The 19,094-nt window shown below is 66.0% G+C and carries 10 protein-coding genes; 3 read left to right on the top strand and 7 right to left on the bottom strand.

The genetic code is table 11. From position 1 onward, the window contains the following. Positions 1–2: 2 nt before the first annotated feature. From IFT60_RS10780 to pelA, 3 genes are read right to left on the bottom strand one after another with little or no spacing between them, the layout of a single operon-like run. The gene (locus tag IFT60_RS10780; protein WP_192051973.1) at positions 3–1,382 is read right to left on the bottom strand and encodes an oligogalacturonate lyase family protein; all 1,380 of its coding nucleotides are present in this window, start codon (positions 1,380–1,382) and stop codon (positions 3–5) included. Beyond that, on the bottom strand, positions 1,379–2,809 hold the full coding sequence (locus IFT60_RS10775; protein ID WP_197986290.1) for a glycoside hydrolase family 88/105 protein: 1,431 nt from the start codon (positions 2,807–2,809) through the stop codon (positions 1,379–1,381). Before IFT60_RS10775 ends, IFT60_RS10780 begins: the two co-directional genes overlap by 4 nt. Next, positions 2,806–4,179, bottom strand: coding sequence for a pectate lyase (pelA, locus tag IFT60_RS10770; RefSeq protein ID WP_192051972.1), 1,374 nt, complete (start codon positions 4,177–4,179; stop codon positions 2,806–2,808). Before pelA ends, IFT60_RS10775 begins: the two co-directional genes overlap by 4 nt. Positions 4,180–4,433: 254 nt before the next feature. Here pelA and IFT60_RS10765 point away from each other — a divergent pair, with 254 nt between their 5' ends. Then, on the top strand, positions 4,434–6,731 hold the full coding sequence (locus IFT60_RS10765) for a hypothetical protein (protein WP_197986289.1): 2,298 nt from the start codon (positions 4,434–4,436) through the stop codon (positions 6,729–6,731). Between the two features lie 303 nt (positions 6,732–7,034). Here IFT60_RS10765 and IFT60_RS10760 read toward each other — a convergent pair whose 3' ends face one another. Both IFT60_RS10760 and IFT60_RS10755 read right to left on the bottom strand, forming a co-directional pair. Next, positions 7,035–9,137 (bottom strand): glycoside hydrolase family 65 protein, encoded by a 2,103-nt coding sequence (locus tag IFT60_RS10760; RefSeq protein ID WP_229510797.1) that lies wholly within the window; start codon positions 9,135–9,137, stop codon positions 7,035–7,037. A 56-nt stretch (positions 9,138–9,193) separates the two neighbouring features. Then, positions 9,194–12,778, bottom strand: coding sequence for a TonB-dependent receptor (locus IFT60_RS10755; RefSeq protein WP_374000712.1), 3,585 nt, complete (start codon positions 12,776–12,778; stop codon positions 9,194–9,196). On the opposite strand from IFT60_RS10755, the gene IFT60_RS10750 reads away from it, so the two are divergent. Further along, on the top strand, positions 12,750–13,235 hold the full coding sequence (locus tag IFT60_RS10750; protein ID WP_192052085.1) for a hypothetical protein: 486 nt from the start codon (positions 12,750–12,752) through the stop codon (positions 13,233–13,235). The two genes, IFT60_RS10755 and IFT60_RS10750, sit on opposite strands and share 29 nt — an antisense overlap. A 230-nt stretch (positions 13,236–13,465) precedes the next feature. Here IFT60_RS10750 and IFT60_RS10745 read toward each other — a convergent pair whose 3' ends face one another. Continuing rightward, positions 13,466–14,515, bottom strand: a complete 1,050-nt coding sequence (locus IFT60_RS10745; RefSeq protein WP_229510796.1) for a FecR family protein — start codon at positions 14,513–14,515, stop codon at positions 13,466–13,468. Next, positions 14,424–15,020 (bottom strand): RNA polymerase sigma factor, encoded by a 597-nt coding sequence (locus tag IFT60_RS10740; protein WP_192051970.1) that lies wholly within the window; start codon positions 15,018–15,020, stop codon positions 14,424–14,426. Before IFT60_RS10740 ends, IFT60_RS10745 begins: the two co-directional genes overlap by 92 nt. 186 nt (positions 15,021–15,206) lie before the next feature. On the opposite strand from IFT60_RS10740, the gene IFT60_RS10735 reads away from it, so the two are divergent. Beyond that, positions 15,207–18,605, top strand: a complete 3,399-nt coding sequence (locus IFT60_RS10735) for a DUF4450 domain-containing protein (protein ID WP_229510795.1) — start codon at positions 15,207–15,209, stop codon at positions 18,603–18,605. Positions 18,606–19,094 lie beyond the last annotated feature (489 nt).

The following is a 19,094-nucleotide window of genomic DNA, read 5'->3' as shown; positions in this document are numbered from 1 at the left end:
GATTACGGTGTGGCTTTGCCGGCCGGCGCGTGCGCCTCGACCGCATACACGTGGTTCGCGCCGTGCATGTTCGAGGCGAACACCAGCCACTTGCCGTCCGGCGTGAAGCGCAGGTTCGGCTCGAGGCGGTAGTCGTGCGCCGCCATGTCGACCAGGCGGGTCGACTTGAATTTTTCGATGGTGACCAGCTTGTCGTCGTAGGACGCGAGGTCGGCGTCGACGATGGTTTCGCCTTGCAGCAGCGAGATCCACTTGCCGTCGGGCGCGTGCGCCACCATGTCGGCGTCGCCGCCGTCGCTGGCGAAGGTGGTGTTGTCAGGCCCGATGTTGAAATGGACGCCCCATTCATTCGCTTCCAGGCGCTTCCACACGCGCTTGCCGGTGGCCAGCTCCAGGCCCGCGACCCAGAACACCTGGCCGCGCGGGGTTTGCAGGTCGTACCATAGCCATTTGCCGTCGTGGCTGAAGAATTCGTGGCCCCAGATCTCGAAGTTCATGGTGCGGGTATGGACGCTTTGCAGGCCGCTGCCGTCGGCGCGGATCAACTTGATGCGGTCGACCCGGTGCCACGGTCCTTCCATGCAGAAGCGGATCAGGTTCGGGTCGGTTGGGGAAAACTGCGCGTGGCCGATCCATTCCTCGGTCTTGTACAGCACCTTGCGCGCGCCGGTTTTCAACGCGATGGTAAACAGCTCGGCCGGCACGCGCGCGGCCCAGCGTTCGAGCATGCGCACGCCCTTGGCCTTGGCGAAGTTGAGCGGCTTGCCGTCCGGGCCGAGGGCCGCGTATTCGGTGGTTCCGAAAGTGGCGATGCTGGCCGCATCCTTCGGCTGCAGCGGCTTGGCGCCATACGCGACCTGGCCCAGCAGCAGGGTGTCGTCGGCATTCGAGGCGGTGATGCCGCCCGCCGCGATGCGCGCCAGCGTGCGCACCTTTTTGGTGTCGACATGGACGGCATAGATGGTCTTCGGGCGGTCCGGTGCTTCGCCGGGGCCGGGTTCGGTCACCGAATACACCGCCTCGCGCGTCGTGCGCAGCATGAACAGCAGGTCGTTCTGCCGGCCCGGCACCAGCACGGTCGTTTTCCAGTCCCTCAGGCGCACGGCGGCAATGCCGGAGGGCGACTTGATCACCATGACGTCGCCTTCGGATGTGCAGGCATGGCGGTAGAAGTAGAGCACGCCGGAGCCGGCTTCTTCCGAGATGCGGACGATGCGGCGGCCGGTCTTGGGGTCGATCCAGTCTTTCGGCGCCGGTCCCGTATGGGTGGCCGGTGCAGCCGGGGGCTGCGCCTGTGACCGCGCGGACGACATCGCCAGCGGGAGCAGGGCGGACGCGCCCAATACACGTTTCAATACGGTGCGGCGGCTGGTTTGCGTCATTCGCTTTTCCTTGCAGGCGTATTCAACGTGGCCGGGTCATAGGCCAGCGCCCGGGTCGCGCGCATTTCCTGCTCGCGGCGGGCTTTCTCGGCGTCGCCGACGACGGTCTTCGGTGCGATCGGCTGCGGCGTGGTGGCCAGGATGGTGGCTTCGTCGTCGCGTGCAGGCAGCGGTTGCGGCAGTGCCTGCACCGGGCCATGCAGGTCCATCACTTCGAGGCCGGCCAGCAGGTAGGCGCCGGTGGCGTAGGGGCCGACGTCCTCAAGCCGCGTCGGCACCGGGCGGTCGCCGGTCTTCTGCGCCGCGCCGACCAGGCCATTCGGCAGCACATGGCGGTTCAGCGCCGCCCAGCCTTTCGTCGCGGCGGGGAGATAAGTCGCGCGGTCCAGCAAGCCGTGGTTGATGCCCCAGGCCAGCGCGTAGACAAAGAAGCCCGAGCCCGAGGTCTCGGGTTCCGGAAAACTCTGCGGGTCGTTCAGGTCGCTGCGCCAGAGGCCATCGGGCTGCTGCAGTTCGATCACGCGGCTGGCCATCTTCGTGAAGATGTTTGTATAGAAGGCGCGGCCCTCGAAACCGGCCGGCATGCTTTCCAGCGTGCGCGCCAGCCCGCCCATCACCCAGCCGTTGCCGCGCGCCCAATACACCGGCTTGCCGCCGGCGCCCAGGTGGTCGCGCTCCTTGAAGCGCTCGTCGCGCAGGAACAGGCGGTCGCGCTCGACCCACAGGCGCGCGGCGGTGCGGCGCCATTCGCGGTCCATTGCGCGCAGGTAGGCCGGGTCGCCCGTCAGTTGCGACTGGCGCGCCAGCACCGGCGGCGCCATGAACAGGGCGTCGCACCACCACCAGATCAGGGCCGGCGTTTCCTGCGGGCGGTTCAGGTGCGGCAGCATGAAGTCGAGGCGCTGCCGCAGCGGCATGAGCACACCTTGCTGGCCGCGCCGCGCATACAGTTCCTGGTACAGGTCGCCGATGGCCAGTTCGTCGGCATTCAGGAGCAGGCGCTCGGCGCGCGCGCCGCGCATGGCATAGTTGTAGTGCTCGGCGGTGGCGGTGAGGAAGCGCAGCGTGTCGGGCCTGGCCGAGATGCGCGCCAGGCGCGCCGCGCCCACGTAAAAGGTGGCGGCCACCCAGTTGGACGAGATCTCGGCCAGGTTCGATCCGGTCGACAGCTGGATCGGGTGGCGGCTCATGTCGGCGATCTGGGCGGCGGCGACGTATTCCAGCACCGGCAGCACCGCGGCGCGCGCGGGCAGCCGGTCGGGTGCGAAGGCGCTTTCCAGCTGCGGCCGCGGCGGCGGGGTGAGCCAGCCAGCCTCGATGCCGGCCACCGGCGCGGGCTGGCCGGCATTCTCCGGGGCAGCGGATGCCGAGAATGCCGCCAGCACGCCGGCCAGCGCGAATGAAAGGCGGGTCTGGCGCACGCTCATTGCCGTTTTTCCGGCGGCTTGACTGCGGCGATGCCGTGCGGAGCGGCCTGGGCGCCGGCGGCCGTGGTGCCAGTCTTTTGTATCCACTGCGCATGGGCGTCGAGCGCTTTTTGTGGCGCCGCGTTATACCAGGAATAGCCGTTGCGGCGGCCCTTGGAGATGTAGTTGACGTCGTCGTGGATCGACTTGTCGCGGTCGCCGAAGATCGGTTGACCGGTCACGATATCGTAGTTGCGCGACCAGATCGGGCCGGCGCCCGGCTTGTCGACCAGCTTGCGGCCTTCTTCCTCGTTCACCTTGGTGAATGCCTTGTCGTAGATGGCGTGCGCCTTGAGCCAGGCGATGCCGGCGTCGACGGCGGCGCGCAGTTCCGGCGTCTGCTTCGGCTGGCGCATCAGGAACATCAGCACCTCGGCGCTTTCGGCGCTGGCCAGCGAACGCATCTCATAATTTCGCGCCGAGATCGGCTTGAGCGTGATGGCGTCGGCCTGCTGCGGCCAGACCGTCTTCTTGCCGTCGACGACGACCTGGGCGTCCAGGATCGGCCTGACCGCGCGCTCGCTCGCGGCGCCGGCCTGTTCGCGCACGGCTTTCGGCAGGAAGGCGAAGTCGGCGTGGCCTTCGGCGATGTCCTCGAGGATCATCGCCGCTTCGGCCACTGCGTTGTCGTTGAAAGTGATGCCGTCGTGGTAGCCGCCTTGCAGCGGGTAGATCTGCGGCCAGCCGCCATTCGGGTACTGCGCCATCAACAGGTAGTTGACGCCCTTGGCGATGCTGGCGCGGTAAGCGTCGCCATCCTTGCCGGGCACCTGCGCCTGCACGCGGCCGAGGAAGCGCATCTCGGTCGTGGTCGCGCCATTGTCGAGGGTGCCGACATAGGTCCAGAAGCGGTCGCGCGGCGCATCGAAATTGGTGGTGTTGACCTCCATGGTCTCGGCATCGTTGTTGAAGCGCTGGCCCGGCAGGCGCGGCGGCGCGGTGCGGTCCTGGTTCTTGCTCCAGCCGCCCGACGGCGTCTGGTAGCTGACGATGTTGTCGGCGATGGCGCGTGCTTCTGGCGAGCCGTACCAGGCGGCGTCTTTTTCGAGCGGCATCTTGCTGCTGCCGGCCTTGGGGGCGGCCGGCGCCGTCTCGCCTGGCTTGAGTTCGGCGGCCAGGCTGGCGCGGTCGAACTGGTGCTGCTTGTACGAGCGTGCGATGTACTGCGCCCAGGCCGTGCGCTGGGCCGCGGGCAGCTCGGCCAGGCGCGCCGCGTTCACGTCGAGCGCCGGGGTATTGGTGCCGATGACCGTGGCGCAGGCCGGCGCCAGCGGTGCGGCGAGCGCGACGAACATGGCGCCGACCAGGGCGGCCCCTTTGGATAGTTTCATGCTGTCTCCGTGTCGTTATTGTCGGGACAAGCCTGTCCCCTTCCCATTAAGACTGACGACGGCGCGATTTCCTCAATCAAAAGCGGTGAAATTCGCAAACGCGCAAACAGATGATTAAATCGGATCCGCCGGCAGACAAACCTTCACTTCGCACTGGTCCGTATGGTTGAATTGCCAGCCGAAATCCCGATGATTTCCCCCGCGATGTCCCCCGCGATGTCCCCCGATTTCTACGCCAAGGAAGGCTTGCCGACATGGGTACGATGCTCTTTTCCCGCCGCCGCTTGATGCTCGGTGCCGCTGCCGCCGGCGCGGCTGCGGTGTTGCCGGGCGCTGCCCAGCCAGCGTCCCCTTCTTCCCCGCGCATCGACCGCAAGGCGCTGGTGACGCGCCACAATCCAGTCCTGACCCGCGTCGATCCGTCGGCGCCGCTCATGCTCGGCAACGGCAACATCGGCTTCACGGCGGATATCACCGGCCTGCAGACCTTCACCGAGCCCTATACGAACATCGCGCCGCTGCTGGTCGAGGCGCAGTGGGCCTGGCACAGCTTCCCGAATCCGAACGGCCATACGGTGCGCGCCACCCAGGTCGAGATCGAGGTGCGCGGGCAAAAGCGCCGCTACGGCTACATGAAGGACTGGGCCGAGGCGGCGCACAACCCGGCGGTGGCCTGGATCCGCGAAAACCCGCACCGCTTTTCGCTCGGCCGGGTGGCGCTCGACCTGCGCGCGCGGGACGGTACGCCTGCGCGCTTCGCCGACATCGGCGCCGCGCGCCAGACGCTCGACCTGTGGACCGGCACGCTTACCAGCCGCTTCGTCTACGACGGCGAAGCGGTCACGGTCGTCACCCGCGTGCTGCCGGGCCAGGATACGATCATGGCCGAGGTGCGTTCAAACCTGGTGGCGCAGGGACGCCTCGGCGTGGCCGTGCGCTTTCCGGGCGTGTCGAAAAACCTGAATCCCGATCCGTCCGACTGGAACAACCCCGCGGCGCACACGACGACCGCGCTGTCGCGGGAGGCCGGTGAAGTGCGCCTGCAGCGCCGTATCGACAGCACGATTTATCACGCGGCGATTGCGGCGCCCGGCGCAACGATCGAACAGACGGGCGCGCATGCCTGGCGCGCCACGACGAAAAACAAGACCCTCAGCGTCATGGCGCAATTCTCGCCGGGAGCAGGCCAGCCGTTCCCGAGTCCGGCGCTGGCGGCGCGGGCCACACGCCGGCACTGGGTCGATTACTGGACGAACGGCGGCATGGTCGACTTTTCCGGCTCGCTCGATGCGCGCGCCCATGAACTCGAGCGCCGCGTCATCCTGTCGCAATACCTGATGGCGGTGAATGCCGCCGGCAGCTTCGCGCCGCAGGAAGAGGGCCTGTTCTCGAATAGCTGGAACGGCAAGTCGCACCTGGAGATGCACCCCTGGCACGCGGCGCACTTCGCGCTGTGGGGCCGGCCGCAGCTGCTCGAGCGCAGCCTGGGCTGGTATGTAGGCTTCCTGCCGCAGGCGCAGGCACGCGCGGCGGAGCAGGGCCTGACTGGCGCCTGGTGGCCGAAGATGATCGGCCCGGATGGCGCCGACAGCCCGTCCAAGGTCTCGCCCTTCATCATGTGGCAGCAGCCGCATCCGATCTACATGAGCGAGCTGCTGTACCGGGCAGGCAAGGACAAGGACGGCAAGCGGGTATTGAACGCCTATGCCGGGCTGGTCGAGGCGAGCGCGGACTTGCTGGCCTCGTTCGCGCACCTGGACGAGGCCAGCGGCAAGATGCGCCTCGGCGCACCGATCATCCCGGTGCAGGAAAACTTCGCGCCGCTGAGCACTTTCGACCCGGCCTTCGAACTGGCCTATTTCCGCTGGGGGATCGAGACGGCCCAGGCCTGGCGCGAACGCGCCGGCAAGGGCCGCCGCGCCGACTGGGACGCGGTGCTGGCCAAGTGGCCGGAGCTGCCGCAGAAGGACGGCCTGTACCTGCCGGTGCGCTCCGAACCCGGCTTCTGGGACAAGGCGGCCGGCGCCTGCAAGTCGAACGCGGTCGACGAAACCTGCCGGAACCGCGACCACATGTCCTTCCTGATGCCGCTTGGCTGGCTGCCGGGCCGCGGCGTCGACAAGGCGACCATGCGCCGCACGTTCGACCGCATGCGGCGCGACTGGGACCTGCGCCAGACCTGGGGCTGGGATTACCCGATGATGGCGATGACCGCCACGCGCCTGGACGCGCCCGACGAAGCGATCGGCTGGCTGTTCTTCGACGCCCGCAACAACAAGTTCGGCACCAGCGGCATGACGCCGCGCGTGCACCTCGACGCCCACGCCGCCGCCTTCGTGCCGACCGCCACCGGGGCCGGCGCAGGGGCGGACGCCGGGACCGACGGCCCGGGCTACCAGCGCGCCGCCGAGACCTATTTTCCGTCGAATGGCGGGCTGCTGCTGGCGGTCGCCTTGATGGCGGGCGGCTGGGATGGACAGGCGGGCGCCAATCCGGGCTTTCCGAAAAAGGGGTGGAAGGTCAGGAGCGAAGGGATCTTGCCGTCGCTTTGAAAGAACGAGGCACATACTTGTAGGGTGGACGGCTGTACCCGGGCACATGCCTGCCCGTTGCCTCAATGCCGTCCACGCGTTCAACCGCCTTCTGAAACCTCGCGACGAATCGCCCGCTGGTTGAACGCGTGGACGGCGCAAGCGATCCGTGGTCTCAGGGCTCGAGGTCGAGCCGTCCACCCTACGAGTGTGTGAAAAAAACGCCATGGCGGCGTTGCATCGTCTCGCCGTACCCTCGTACTGTCTTCGACGATGCGCCTTGCCCTGACGATTTTTTCACAAACTCTACGGGTCTGCGCATTCTCACGGCAGCTTCTGGAATCCTTCCGCGCGCACCACCCAGCTGCCGTCGGCCGGAAAACCCGGCGCATTGCGCGCGGGCGCCCCATCCCAGCCGCCGGCCATCATCGCGACCGCGGCCAGCAGGGCGCCGTTACCCGGCAGGTAGACCGGCAACTTCTTGTTCGGATTGTGGCCGGCGCGCGTGTAGCCGTTGTTCGGCCCGTCGGATTTCAGCAGCACATTTACCGCCAGCCCGGGCGCCTCCAGCCGCGCCGCCGTCATGGCGATCATCGGATAGTCCCAGCCCCAGATCTTGGTGGCCCAGTCCCATTTCGCGAGCACGGCGTCGAGCGTGCGCCGCATGACGGCGCGGTCGACGCCGTCCCCGGGCAGCTGGCCGAAGGCCATCAGGAAGGACGGGTGGTCGTGGCGGCTGTCGGCATTGTCCCAGGTGTCCGGGTGCGATTCCAGCGCCACGTACTTGCCATCCTTCTGGGGCAGGGCCGACAGGCTGGTGCGGCGCTGCTCCCAGCCGGGGTCGCGCCCCAGGCCGAGGCGCTCGCGCCACTGCTGCGCGATTTCGAGGCCGCGCGCCCAGTAACTGAGCTCGTAGGTCGGGTTCATGCTGGTGGCCTGGTCGTAGATCTCCTGCGCGATCCACAGCGGCGGCCCGAGGACGTAGCGCTTGCCCTTGTCGTCCCAGTGCAGCATCGAGGCCATGCCCTGCGCGGTCTCGAACACGAGTTCGCGGTAGGTGGCCAGCGTGGCGGGCGACGGGTCAGCGCGGTACAGCAGTTCGGCCAGGTGGATCGGGTGTGGCTGGTTCCAGATGATCAGCGGATTGCCGCCGGGGCTTTCGCGCCCCTCCGGACCGGTCATCTTCATCCAGCGAGCGCCGTGCAAGCCGCGCTCCGCGGCCACGCGCCGCGCGGCCGGCAGCGTGCGCTGGTACCAGCCGAGCGTGCGCGCGGTGTAGGCGGGACGGCCCCAGAGCGCGAAGTGGGCCGTGTGCCACCACACCATTTCGGTGTGGTGCTTGCCGTACCAGCTCGCGTGCGTCAGTCCGCTTTCCGACGCAGGCAGCGTGTCGCCCAGCTGCAGCGCCGCCAGGTATTGCGACAGCACCACGCGCCGCTCGAGTTCGTGCGCGCGCGGGTCGGTGCTGCCGCTGAAATCGACGGCGGCGCCGCTGCGCCAGTACCCGCGCCAGTGGGCGGCGCTGGCGGCGAACGCCTGCGTGCTGTCCTGGGGCGCCGGCGCGCCGTCCTGGACGAAGGTGATGGTCAGGTCGAGCGACTGGCCGGCAGCCGGGGCGATCTCGAACACGTGGGCGCCGGGCCGGGTGATGGTCATCGATGCGCCGGCGGCGACGGTCATGGCATAGCGCGCACCGTCGCGCACGTGTTCGACGACCAGCTTGCGCGCGCCCTGTGCCAGCACCGTGCTGCGGTGCGCGTCCGGGCTGGACCAGTCCAGCGGCGGCGCATGGTGGCCCGCCATCTTGTAGCCGAGCGGCAGGGCGATGCGGACCGCCAGCTTGCGCGTGGCCAGCAGCGGCGAGCGGATGCGCAGCGCCAGCGTGTCGCTGTCCGGGCTGGCGGCGCTGGTGACGCTCAGCGGCTGGCCCAGCAGGCGCAGGCGGCTCTCGAGCCGGCCGTTCCACATATCGAGGCGCTGGTCGACGTCGGACACGTCGGCGGCGCTCAGGGGACGTGCCTCCTTGCCCACCAGCGCGAAGCCGATCTGCGGCAGCGGCTGCAGGTGCGGATTCTCGCGCAGCCACTGCCCGGCCGGCGTCCTGGCATTCGTCGGGTAGCCGACCGTGCGTCCGTGGGCGGTGTAGTCGCGGTGCGTGTCCGCCAGCGCGTAGCCCTTCGGATTCGCATCCTGGTGCCACGACCAGCGCGCCTGGGTTTCAAGCGGCGTACCCTGCCCGTGGTACAGGTCGGGCAGGGTCTGCAGGCCCGTCACGTCGGCGGTGAAGGCAAAGCGCCCGTTGCCGACGCTGAGCGGCGACATCGGATCGATCGCAGTCAGATGCGGGTTGTGGCGCGCGACGACGGCCGCACGGTCGATTGGCGCCGGCGCGGCTGTCGATGCCGCCGCCAGCAGGAGGGTGAGCATAAAATATGCGTGCTTCATCGGTGGTATTGTCGTTGCATCGTTTACGCTCAACGCCCTTACATGGTGCGGAAGTTTACCCCGACCATCATGCGACGTCCCGAGTAACCCATGTTCAGCAGAACAGGCGTGCCATCGGCGAATGGCGTGTACGGCCCCTGGCTGAGGGTGGTCGTTGCATTGCCCAGGTTACGGCCTTCGACGAATACCTCGACGTTCGGGTTGAACTTGTACGCGATCTTGGCGTCGATGTAGCGGGTCGCATCCTTGAAGACCGGCGAGCCCGGATTGTAGGGGACGCCGATTCGCCCGCCACCGACGTTCGGGTAGTTGTTCATGCTCGACGTCTGGCCACAGTTCGCAATGCAATCGAAGGTCATGGCCACTGCCTGCAAGGCGACGCGCGCCGACAGCTTGCCGTCGTCGTACCACACGGCCGCGTTGTAGGTGTACTTCGGCTCGTTTTGCGGCGGCAGCGGCGTACCGGTCAGCAGGTCGACGATGTTCTTCGTCGTGGTGGCCGAATGCATCTTGCTGTAGTTGGCGTCGAAGCCGGTGTAGCGCAACCGCCATGGCAGGAAGGTGAACGCGGTCCTGGTGCTGTACTCGACACCCTTGCGGCCCGTAACGGCGCCATTGATCCAGGTCGAGTAGTCGAACAGCAGGTCAGCGAGCGACGCTCCGGTGGCGGGGTCGGTCAGGTTGGTCCCCGCAAACAGGGCGGAGCGGGGCACGGCTTGCGTGGTCGCGCCGCCGATCTTCCCCTGCTGGCGGAAGCCGGCGATGGAAATACTGGTGTCCCTGTTTGGATACCACTCGACCGACAGGTTCTGGTTGAGGTTGCGCTGCGCCTGGAGCGCCGGATTGCCGACCACGCTGGTGCAGCGGGTGGCGTCTTCGTCGTTCTCATCCTCCAGGCGTTCGTCATACACGCAGGCGCCGGAGGCCAGGAGGCGTGACACCGGTGGCCGCGCAACGGTCTTGGCAGCGCTGTAGCGCACGACCAGCTTGTCCGGCACCAGCCAGGTCGCGAGATTCAGGCTGGGCAGCACGTCGGACGTGGTGGCTTTGGTTTCGGTGTACTGCTGCACCCTGGTCGTGACGATGCCGGCCGCATCGTCACGGGTGATCGGATTGTAGGCGGCGGTCTTGTGGATCGAGGTGAATTGCATGCGGCCGGAGCCCTGGATCTTGGTGCGCACGTAGCGCACGCCCAGATTGCCTTCCAGTTCCAGGCCGAACGGCAGCTGGGTCGTGGTGAAGGGGATGTGATCGAGGCCGAAGTTACCCATCAGGTAGAACGACTCGGTGCGCTCTTTCAGAAGCTGGGATGGCTGGTCGTACACCTTGCCGTCGTTGGCCGTGCAACGCTTGACGCAGTCGAAATTCGCGTTCGGGATATTCAGCATCGTGAAGATCTTCTCGAGGTCGATCTGGGTCCAGTTTTCGATCAGGCCCTCGGGGCGGTCGCTGGCGCCGTTGAAGAAGCGCGTTGGCGTCGCTTGCATGGTCATGGTTTGCTTGAGCATGTCGGCGAACTGAGCCATCGTCATCACGGCCGAGCCGTCGAACGATTGGCGGATATCCGGTTTCGGGATCCAGCCGTACTGGCAGGCATTGCCGCCAGGCGCGAGCGAACCGGGCGTGTCGGCGCAGCCGAACAGCGTGCTGCGCAGCGTGGGCGAGGGCAGGACAAGCGGTGCCACATAGCCAGGTTTTCCGTAAGTGCCGATCGGGTCGCGCAGGACGTAGCCGCTGCCGTTCAGCGACCAGTTGCTGGAGGTCGTGTCGCGCAGGTTGAGGCCGCCCTTGAAGCTCTTGAAGAACGGGACCACGTCGGTTCTCCAGACCAGGTCCACCTTGGCGGTGCGCTCACCCGACTCGCGAATCTGCGGCGCCCAGGTCACATTCGGCGACGAGGTGACGGCGTTTTGCTGCGCAGCGGTGTAGGCCGGAACGGTCGCCGTCAGGTACTGGTTCGGGGTCTGGGCGGCGCTGGCGCCGCGCGGATACAGCATGGCGAAGCGCTCGAGGCTGGAATTGTCGGTCGGGTCATAGCCCGGGAAGGTGTAGCCCCACAGGCCGTTCGGCAGCAGGTTCAATGTCCCGGAACCGTAATAGTCGTTGAAGGACAGGTTCTTGACACCGCGCTTGAAGTCCGACCGGGCATCCCCGACGAAGAATTCGGCGCTCAGGCCGCCACGCTTGAAGCTGCCGCCCAACTGCAGGTAGCGCGAGCTGGTCTCGCCGATACCATGCATCTGGTCGGTCTTGGCCACGCCGTTGGTGGCGGTGTTATTGAAGGTGTACTGCGTCACGTGGTGGTTGGCGTCGACGACCACCGAGCCCGGCTCGACGTTGACCACGCCGTTCGGGATCGAGAAATTCCCCATCGAGAAAGCCAGCTGATTGAGGTCGTTGTGGCGCTTGTTGTAACTGCCCTTGGCATACACGGTCAGTTCGTTGTTGACCTTGAAGTCGGCGCGCAAGTCCAGGTTCTTGCGGCGGTCGATTTCGCGCTTGATCGCGTAACGCGGCCCCGACGGGGTGTAGTCATTCCACTGGTTCAGGCAGGTGTTGCGCTCGGCGCTGCGTGCGTTCTGGGCGCCGGTGCGGGCCCCGCTGGTGAGCCGATTGAGCTCGGCGGTGGTGAGGGCGGGAAAGGTCGTGTTGCAGGCTTCCTTGCTCTGGGCCTGCGCCGAGCGGGTGATCAGGTCGAGCGGCGTGGCCGAATTGAAAAAGCCGCCGCCGGTCAGTGCCGATTGGGTCAGGGGCAAGTGGACCGATGGGTCGTCCATATTGACCGTGCCCGGCTGGAAGGTGAACGTCTTCTCGGGCGAGTTGTCGAAGTCGTAAATGCGGTAATAGCCCTGCCTGGCGCCCGACACGTGGGCCACGTGGCCTTCGTTGTGCAACGTGGTGGACGAGGCGTTGACCAGGACGCCGAGCCGGCCGTCCATGAATTTATTCGAGAGAATGAGGTTGGCGTCCGGCTCCCACTTCTTGTTCAGATTGCCCTGGGTGGCGGCCACGCGCAGCGAGGCGAATGGCTTCTTGAAGTCAAGGCCGGTGCGGGTCTTGATGATAATGCCGCCGCCGAGCGCGCCTTCGGTCATGTCGGCGGTTGAACCCTTCACCACGTCGACGCTCTTGATCAGGTCGGCCGACAATTGGCGGAACTCGACCGCGCGCCCTTCGCCGGGGGTCTCCCCAAAGTCGCTGCCGCCGGGAGACTGCACGGCCTGGCCATCGAGCTCGACCCGGGTCAGGTCGGGGCCATTGCCGCGCACGGCGACGCTGACGCCTTCGCCGAATTCGCCGCGGTCGAGCGAAATGCCGGCGATGCGCGAGATCGCTTCGCCGATATTACGGTCCGGGAGCGAGCCGACGTCTTCGGCGACGATCGAATCGATCGCGGTGGCGGCGTTCTTCTTGCGATCGATGCTCGATTGCTGCGATGCGCGCGTGGCGACCACCTTCACCTGGTGGATCGGCTGTCCCTCCTCGCTGACCGTGCCATCCGGCGCTGCCGGGCCCTGCGCGCCAGCCTGTGTCTGTGGCTGTGCCTGTGCCTGTGTCTGTGTCTGTGCCTGGGCGGCGGGCGCCTGGGCGCCCATGATCAGCACGGCGGCCGATACGGCCACGCATGTCGCTTTGCGCTGGCTGGGGAGTTTATTCTTCGTCATTGTCTCTTCCGATATCATCGAGTCGTTGGTGTCGTTTCCGGAGGAACCCGGCGTACGCCTTAACATCACCACGGTGCCGCTGCTGCTCACCCTGCCGACCAGATTAGTGCACTGCAGCAGCCGCTCGACTGCCTCGGAGATGACGAATGTTCCCGTCAATGCATTGGTGCGCACGCCTTCCAGGATATCGGCCGACGTCAATATATTGATGCCGGCCTGGCGCGCGAATTCCGGAATGGAATCGGTCGCCGCACCGGCGCGTATACTGAATGGCCGTGGCGATTCCTGGACACTCGGCGTGCCCGCATGCGCTACTGCGCTCACGGCCAGGATCATCCCCGCCGCAAAAGCGCTTGGGTGCATGGAAAACATGCACATCTCCTCTAATCTGATCGAGGCTATGCTGCCCCGTTAATATCAAAGACTGCCGACGAAAGCCTCTTCCTCAAGCCTTGCGGATAAAACAATTAAACGCTCAAGAATATGATTGTATTGACGCGCTCTCCTTGGCAATATCGCCCGAATCCGGCGGCAGGATTGGAATATGCGCCATGAATAAAAAAATCCGGACGCGCCTGGATACGTCCGGATTGACCGATTGAATAAGCACTGAATGTTCAGGCATGGCGCATCGGATACCGTAATTCAAATACCGTCTTTTGCCTGGCCGATGTATATCGTGTCCGCGGTAATCACGATCGGGACATCGAGCACCGTGCTGACGTCGCGCGCAAACAATTCCGGGGCATCGAGTTTGTATTGGCCGAACAGGCGCTTTTCGCGCAGGGCGGCGTCCACGATGACGATCGCGCGTGGGCTGTAACGGTTGAAGTCCGCCACCGCATCGTCCAGGGTCTGGTTTTTCAGGACCACATTACCTTCGCGCCATGCGAGTTTCCGATCCACTTCGGCAGGCTGGCGGGTGATGGTAATCGGCGCAATGGCGCTTGCCGCCTGCGCCAGGAAGGCGCGTTCTCCGGCAACCAGCCGGCGCCGCTGCGCCTTGTGCTGCCGGCTCCAGACCTCGACCGTGCCTTCGGTGACCAGCACCTCGGTGCCGTTCGCGAAGCGGCGCACCGAGAAAGCGGTGCCGACCGCCCTGACGCGCGCATCGCCGGCTTCGACGACAAAGGGTTTGGATTTGTCCTTGGCCACTTCGAACCAGGCTTCGCCCTTGCGCAGGTTGATTCTGCGTTGTTTGTCCGAGAAGTCGACCTCGATCCGGCTGCTGCCGTTGATGGTCGCGATCGATTTGTCCTGCAGCGGCACCTTGCGGAACTCGCCTTTCGCCGTGGTCAGCACCTTGTCTGCGCGTACGGCGACAAGATTGAACGTCCCGAACGCCAGCGCAAGACAGGCCGCCATTGCCCCAGCCATGATCCATGAACGCGTGGAGCGGGGACGCCCTTGCGCTGCCGGCGGGACTTCGGCCGCGACCGCTTGCGGCACCGTCGCCAGGTTGATCGCGTTGTAAATCGCCATGGCGCGGGCATAGGCGCCACGATGGCGCGTATCGGCGGCGTACCACGCGTCAAATTGCGCAGTCTCGAGGTCGCTCAGGCCGCGCGCATGGTTGCGCGCTACCCATTCGAAGGCTTCGTTATCAATCGTTGACATTGCTTTTTTTAGCTGTGCGTTTTTTGGGAACGGCCCCGTTATCCGCCGCTGTCTCGGCGTTTCCGGGTTCCATTCCATTCCTGGCAATCATTTCCGACATCAGCCGCATACCCTTCATCATTTCGTGTTCGACCACGCCATCGGTCAGGCCAAGGGCGTCGGCGGTTTCCTGCTGCGACATGCCTTGTATCCTGCGCGCGCGGAATACCGATTTGCAGCGGTCCGGCAGCTTGGCGACCAGCCCGATCACCCAGCTCAGTTCCGAGCGCGCAAATACGACGCGCTCCGGCGTGGGCGCCGTGTCCGCAATATCGAGTTCGTCGAGATTGGCGATGGTGTCGATCCTGACGACCGCATCGCGCTTGATGCGGTCGAGGACGATGTTTTTCGCGGCGCGAAATACGAACGGCTTCGGATCGCGGATTGAGTCGAGGCTTGCCATCGACAGGATCCGGCAACAGGTTTCCTGCACCACGTCGTCGATTTCCGCCGGGCCGGTGCAGACGCGGCGCAGCATGCGCCGCAATTCCGCCTCGTGGGGCAGAAAGTTTATTGTCAGCCAATCGACGACCCGAGTATCCATAGCGCGCTCTTTATGTCACTGCTATCAGTTAAGACGAGCACGATAACTTTTTCCTCGGCTTGTTTTGCTTTTATTTTGCGTCGATTATTCACTCGCTCAACATGATGAGTATTTATCCGCCGGATCGGGCAAATAACAACGCCTTCTCTATATTACTTGCCGATACCACGACCGGAGGATGAACCGATGACGAACAAGCCTGCGCCCCTCGCCGTTTCGCTGCTGATACTCGGGATGCTCGCCGGCGGCGAGGTCGATGCCCAGGCCGTGGCCGAAGCTGCCGCCTACAAGCCCGGCGTCGCGGTCGCCCGCCCGAATCTTGCCGGCCAGGTGGCGCGTCCCTTGCGCTACCGGCCTGACGGCGCGGATTTCGTGATCGAAAATGGCGCCGAGTTCTTCAACCGGCCGCTCTACGGAGGGAATACGGGTTTTCGCGTCGATGGCGGCGACCGTCCCGAATTCTCGCTCTACCTCCCCGGACGCGGCGGCAACGTCCGCCTCGGCATCAGGACCCCGGCCGGGACCCTCTGGCTGCACGGGGCGCGCAGCATCGTCACGCGCTATCGGCCGGGCGAGCTGCATTACGAAATCGCCGATCCGCTGCTCGGCGCCGGCGGGCGCATCATGCTGTCCGCCGTGGCCTACGCGGCGGTCGAGGGCCTGGCGCTGCGGGTGCGCGGCGAGTCGCTGCCCGCGTCGAGCGAACTGGTATTCGCTTTCGGGCCCGGCAACGGCGCGCGCGGCCGGCGCGGCGGCGACATCGGCACCGAGGACGTGCCGATCAGCCAGTACTTCCAGTTCGCCCCTGCGCACGCGCGCGGCAGCAGGGTCGGCCTGCGCGAGCACGGTTTCATCGTCACCAACGAGCGCGCCGACATCACGGCTACTGCTTCCTTCCGGCCGCAGGTCATCAGCGCCCCCGCCGCCCGCTGGGACGACCTGCCGGAATTGCTGGCCGCCGCGGCGGATGCCGACGGAGGCAGCGACGGCCAGGTGGCGCTTGGGCGCGTGCCGCTGGGCGCACAAGCGATCGACCTGGCCTTCCAGGTCACCAGGAGCAAAAAGGCGGGCGAACTGGCCGTCTACCGCGAGGCGGGCAGTACCAGCGATGCCGCGACGGCGCTGGCCGGCGCGCCTGCTTTCGCGCCGGGTGAACTGGCGCCGCGCTTCGCCGACGCCCTCGACCACTTCGCAGCAGTGCGCGGCCGGGTGCGCATCGACACGCCCGACCCCTACATCAATGCGGCCATGGGCGCGCTCAACGTCGCCGCCGACGCCGTGTGGGACGAAGAGCAGGGCGCGATCATGCACGGCGCCATCGCCTGGCGCACCAAGCTGCTGGGCTGGCGCGGGCCCTATGCACTCGATGCCCTGGGCTGGCACGGGCGCGCGCGCCGCAACCTCGACGAATGGACGGCGCGCCAGAATACCGAACCCGTGCCGGCGCGATTGCCGCCGGCCGACGCCGCGAGCAACCTGGCGCGCAACGAGGGCGGCCTGCACAGCAATGGCGACATGAGCCGCTCGCATTACGACATGAACGTCGGCTTCATCGACGCGATGCTGCGCCACCTGCTGTGGACCGGCGATATCGACTATGCCCGGGCGGTGTGGCCGGTGCTGGAACGCCACCTGGCGTGGGAGCGGCGCCTGTTCCGGCGCGAATTTGGACAGCAACCCGGTCCCGCCAAACTGCCGCTGTACGAAGGCTATGCCGCAATCTGGGCCAGCGACGACCTGTATTACAACGGCGGCGGTGCGGCCCATGCCTCGGCCTACAATGCCTGGCACAACCATATGGCGGCGCGCATCGCGGCGCTGCTCGGCAAGGACCCGAAGCCGTACCAGCTCGAAGCGGAACGCATCGGGCGCGCCATGCGGTCCCATCTGTGGATGCCGGAGCGCGGCGCCTTCGCCGAGTACCGCGACCTGCTCGGGAATGGGCTGCTGCACCCCAGCTATGGCTTGTGGACGTACTATCACACGCTCGATTCGCAGGTGCCGAACCGCCTCGAGGGCGCGCGCATGGCGCTGGACGTGGAGCGCAACCGCAGGGCGATCCCGGTCGAAGGGCCGGGCGTGCCGGCCGACCGGCCCTATCGCGTGCTGCCGAGCACCGACTGGATGCCGTATTCGTGGTCCATCAATAATGTGGTGATGGGCGAGGTGCTGCACACCGCGCTGGCGAGTTGGCAGGCCGGACGCAGCGACAGCGCCTTCGAGCTGGCCAAGGGCGCGCTGCTGGCCAGCCTCTATATGGGCATCTCGCCGGGGAACATCGGCAGCATGAATTACCTCGACGTATACCGGCGCGAAGCCCAGCGCGATTTCGCCGACGGCACGGGCGTGATGGCGCGCACCCTGGTGGAAGGCCTGTTCGGCGTGCGTCCGGACGCCCTCGACAGGACGCTGCTGGTACGCCCCGGCCTTCCGCGCGAATGGGAGCACGCCAGCCTGCGTCATCCGGGCGTGACGGTAGCGTTCAGACGCGCCGGCATGATGGAGCGCTGGACCGTCGAACAGCCGGCCGCCACCTTCACGCGCCTGGTGCTCGAATTGCCGGCGCCAAGCGACCGGGTGAAGTCGGTGCTGGCGAACGGCAAGCCGGTGCGCTGGAGCATGAGCGCGGACGAAGTATTCGCGCCGCGCCTGCGTGTCGTGCTGCCGTTCGCGCGCCAAGTCGAGCTCGCCATCGAATGGCGTGGCCAGCCCATCGACACGCGGGCGCCGACTGTCGGCAACACGGTGCTGCGCGATGGTTTCGGGCAGCGCCGCCAGGGCGATTTCGCCTGGTGGCAGCCTGCGGCGGCGCCACAGGCGGCGCAGACGGCATGCCAACCGCAGGCGGCATCGTGGACCCGGGCTGCGCCGGTGTGGCCGCGCCATGTCGACCTGGCGCCGCTGTTCAACGACCGCGTGACCGAGCTGTTCAAGCCCAACAAGTACCTGTCGCCGCGTTCGCCGTTCGTGTCGCTGGCGCTGCCCGCGCAGGGAATCGGCGCCTGGGCCGGACATGTAAACTCCATGGCCGCGATCGACGATAGGGGCCTGCGTGCGCAGGGCGGCACGCTGCGCCTACCGAACGGCCTGAGCTTCGCCACGCCGGCGGCGGCTGGCGTGCCGAACGTCCTGTTTACCTCCCGGTGGGACAATTATCCAACACAGGCCACCGTGCCGCTGCAGGGCAAGGCCGGGCGCCTCTACCTGCTGATGGCCGGTTCGAGCAATGCCATGCAGAGCCGCATCGACAACGGCGAGGTCGTCGTCAGCTACGCCGACGGCACGCGCGCGCGCCTGGCCTTGCGCAATCCCGACAACTGGTGGCCGATCGAGCAGGATTACTTCATCGACGATTACCAGTTCCCTTATTGCGCAGCGTTGCCGGTACGGGTCGATTTGAAGACGGCGCGGGTGCGGGTGCTTGAGCCGGCGGCGCTGCCGCAGGCACCGCAGGGAAGGATCGACGGCGGCGCGGCGACGGTGCTCGAGATGCCGCTCGACCGCAACAAGCCGTTGAAGCAACTGGAGTTGCGCACTCTGGCGAACGACGTCGTGATCGGCCTGATGGGGGTAACGCTCGACTGAGCCGGGCACGATGGGGCACCGCAAGAAAGCACTTGCAGACCTCGGCCGGCCTTCGCTATAATTCGCCTCCTCGCAAAAACGACAACGAAATCAAGTAGTTGAAGTTAAAGCAAGGCACTGCAAAGTACTGCGGTGTAGCAAAAAAGAAGTTGACGAGAATCAGAAATTGCTTCATACTCTTCTTCCTCTGCTGCTGACGAACAAAACGATTCGCAGAATACAGTAGGCAGTACCGAATAAAGTTCTTTAAAAATTAACAGTCGATAAGTGTGGGCGTTTGATGAAGGTGCCAGTGACTTCGGTCACTGATTACTTAAATTATCAAATGTTCACAAAAGTATTAAGCGTTGTCTCAGCAATGAGATGACGGTCAGTATCTTGAGTGAGCGAACCCCGACCAATGGGAGGGGTTCGAAACCGGAGCAATCTGGTTTCGACAAACAGAGATTAAACTGAAGAGTTTGATCCTGGCTCAGATTGAACGCTGGC

The sequence above is a fragment of the Massilia sp. CFBP 13721 genome (assembly GCF_014842025.1).
In the GTDB taxonomy this organism is placed as follows: domain Bacteria; phylum Pseudomonadota; class Gammaproteobacteria; order Burkholderiales; family Burkholderiaceae_D; genus Telluria.
Note: the sequence above shows the minus strand (reverse complement) of the source record. Positions and strands in the feature narration are given on the sequence as shown.